This is a genomic window from Thiorhodococcus mannitoliphagus, from assembly GCF_010915725.1.
Lineage (GTDB): Bacteria > Pseudomonadota > Gammaproteobacteria > Chromatiales > Chromatiaceae > Thiorhodococcus > Thiorhodococcus mannitoliphagus.
This window is the reverse complement of sequence record NZ_JAAIJR010000273.1, coordinates 1-2,739: the sequence shown is the minus strand read 5'-3', so window position 1 is coordinate 2,739 and position 2,739 is coordinate 1. Positions and strand designations below refer to the sequence as shown.

Sequence of the window (2,739 nt, the reverse complement as noted above, 5' to 3'; positions counted from 1 at the left end):
GTGTTGACGATTCCCGCCTTCCTCACCGAGCTGACGCCCTCGCTCATTCGTGAGGCCATGGTCTCGGTGCGCACCCTGGATGTCGAGCATTGGGTCAAGACGCATCTTGGCGACTCGATGCTAGCCAAACGACGGCAGGCATTCAGCGCGCCAAAAGTCGACATGAAAACTGCATGAACCATTTCGATGGAAATGGCCAGAGATTTAACATCCTACGTGGCGACCGACAGGAGTTGTTGCGTTCACTTTTTGTGACCTTCACAGCCCTGGTCTTTAGATGCAATGGTGACCCCGAATTCGGTTTAATTGCTTAGATTCGGGATGGACGCCCGGTAACGCTCAGCAATTTCCTGCTTGCTCTTCCTCAACAAGGCGATTTCGGATGGTGTCAACATCCGCGGAACGTTCGAGGTAACGAGCTTCTGATTGAGTAAGGCAATCGAACCCGTAACCGAATCGCTCCTGCCACCAGACTTCAAGTGCTTGTCCATGTTTTTCTCTCAGGGCAGCGAGCTGCTCCCGTGTTGGCGATAAAACCGCAGAAAAGGGTTTGCCAGTGAGTACCGTTGCGCCGATAACGACACCGCCATTCGTCTCGATATGTCCCTTCAGGTTCGCGAGTGTTCCACCTTGCCCGACAAAGTCATCAACCAGCAAATAAGCGGCACCGGAAATGACCTGGCCATCAAATGCCGCCGGCCTGGCGAGGCGAGCAAACCCGTTCGCGCCAGTATGACCAACGATGTTGACCTGCACCAGGCTATCATCGACCGGCAGCCCGAGTCGGGCGCCCAATTCATCAGCCAAGGCCTCAGGAATCGCGTTGACCCCGTCACGCTCAACAGCGTGTGCTGATGCGAGGATCACCTCACGACCATGTGCGAGTTCGCGAATCCTGAGCACCGCCGGCTCGGCGATCGTGGTTTTGACCAGTGAGAACGCCGCTTGCGCATCCCCGGACTTCGCCGCTCGATAGTCGGGATGCCGCTTGACCGCGATTTCAGGGCTGTGAATCACCACTGGCGGAAAATCCCGCCACAGCGTTCGGGCTGGCTTAAGCGCCATTGTCGAACAGATCCCGCGTTTCAGTATCCCGTTGGCGTGGCTTTGGTCCAGGCTTTTGTCGCTTGAGCGCACGACCGAGGCGCTGCTCCAGTGCTTCGACAAAATCATCACCGCCGAGCGGGCGCCCGGTGCGGGCATGGGCGTGCAATGCTTCGACGGTGTCCCTGTCCTCCGGCTCGCCAAGGAAACGGCGCCAATCCGAGATCAGGTCCAACATCGGCCCGACTTGGACAAGCGCATCATCCGCTCCCGCCAAATGCGCCCGCGCGCTCGACCACTCCCAATCCTCCGGCCGTTGGCACAGACGAGCGCGCACGGGATTTAACTCCACATACCGGGCAGCGGCGATCAAATGCCGCTCATCCATGACAAACGAGTGAAACTGCTCCTGCCAAAGATGCCCGCGCCAGCTTTCACGAAAATTGATCATGCGCGTGTAGCACCGATGCGCTTCCGCCAGGGCATCGCGCAAACCAGACTCCGTTGCCGGTACCAGGATTAGATGCACATGATTCGGCATCAGGCAGTAAGCCAGCACCTGCGTCTCGCAGGCGCGACAGGAGAGCGATAGCAAACGACGATACTCCGCATAGTCGTCATCGCTAAAAAACGTCTGCTGCCGTCGATTGCCACGCTGCGTCACATGGTGCGGCAGTCCCGGCACAACCACTCTCGGAAGTCTTGCCATCGCTCCACCAATTTCTCACCCCGTCACAAAATCTTTGGCAAGACTATAACCCCAGTAGGCGTTTTTCTCTAGGAATTAGGTATACTGTCCCCGGAATTCCGCTAAGTAACGATTCAAAAATAAGTTATACAACTTAATTAATCCATATAAAACTGTAAGCTATTGTTTTATAGTTACATTTTCGTTAATGCAAAATTCATGCAAAATACAACATAAATATTGAATCGTTACTAAGCCTTACTCGGGAGAGCTTCCCGCTTGCGCGGTTCTCTCACAGTCGGCAACCATTGCCAGGTCACCCAGGCCTCACTTGACACGTGCGTGCGGCATGTTTGGACTCTCCGGATTGACCATGATCGTCTGTCGACTCGGAGACAGAACCAGATCCATATCCTCCATGGGCACGGCGCCAAGCAGCACTTCGTCTCCCATCACTAACGCCCCCACAAAGCACAGTCGATTTTCAAACGTCACTTTCAATGGGCCAACATAAGGAACACGCATCGAACGGCCATCGGCAACCGTGACCTCCCGTAAGGACTCGGTTTGTAAATCGAGCTGCAGAGCAACATGGTCGGGGATACAGAGCATCAGCGCCCCAGTATCGGCGAGCGCTTGAATCGTGATTGAGTGGAGTTCCGGTTTGCGTGGATTACTCAACGTGATGTCAGCGAACAAGTGCCCCATGAACTGCGCTCCGAATACCTATGATGTACGACCAAGCATAGCCGAACGATGCTGGATTGCAAGACCTGACCCCGGCTTTTCGACCCGCGTCTTCTGCGGGTGCATCTCCAGGCCACAGTCCTTGAGGCGCTCGGCGAGCTGCTCGCGCAACTGCTGGGCTTGGGTTTCCGTCTTGCAATGGAGAATGCCATCATCGGCGTAGCGGCAGAACGGGATGTCCGGGGGGCGCATTCCCGAATTTCCGACGGTAGGAAACTATTGAGCCGTTGAGCCCAGTCGTTTTTGATGAGCCAGCGAGG

Annotated in this window: 4 protein-coding genes; all 4 read right to left on the bottom strand. The window is 55.7% G+C overall.

Annotation, left to right across the window (positions count from 1 at the left end; genetic code table 11):
* Positions 1–339: 339 nt before the first annotated feature.
* The 4 genes from G3480_RS26000 to G3480_RS25985 all read right to left on the bottom strand — a co-directional run bounded on the left by G3480_RS26000 (position 340) and on the right by G3480_RS25985 (position 2,671).
* Positions 340–1,020 (bottom strand): phosphoribosyltransferase, encoded by a 681-nt coding sequence (locus G3480_RS26000; protein ID WP_338114230.1) that lies wholly within the window; start codon positions 1,018–1,020, stop codon positions 340–342.
* Positions 1,021–1,054: 34 nt separating this feature from the next.
* On the bottom strand, positions 1,055–1,753 hold the full coding sequence (locus G3480_RS25995; protein ID WP_164657104.1) for a transposase: 699 nt from the start codon (positions 1,751–1,753) through the stop codon (positions 1,055–1,057).
* A 306-nt stretch (positions 1,754–2,059) separates the two neighbouring features.
* Complete coding sequence (locus G3480_RS25990; RefSeq protein ID WP_164657103.1) at positions 2,060–2,440, bottom strand: clan AA aspartic protease; 381 nt, start codon at positions 2,438–2,440, stop codon at positions 2,060–2,062.
* An 18-nt stretch (positions 2,441–2,458) separates the two neighbouring features.
* Positions 2,459–2,671 carry a reverse transcriptase domain-containing protein gene (locus G3480_RS25985; protein WP_164657102.1) on the bottom strand — a complete coding sequence of 71 codons (213 nt, stop codon included), beginning with the start codon at positions 2,669–2,671 and terminating at the stop codon, positions 2,459–2,461.
* Positions 2,672–2,739 lie beyond the last annotated feature (68 nt).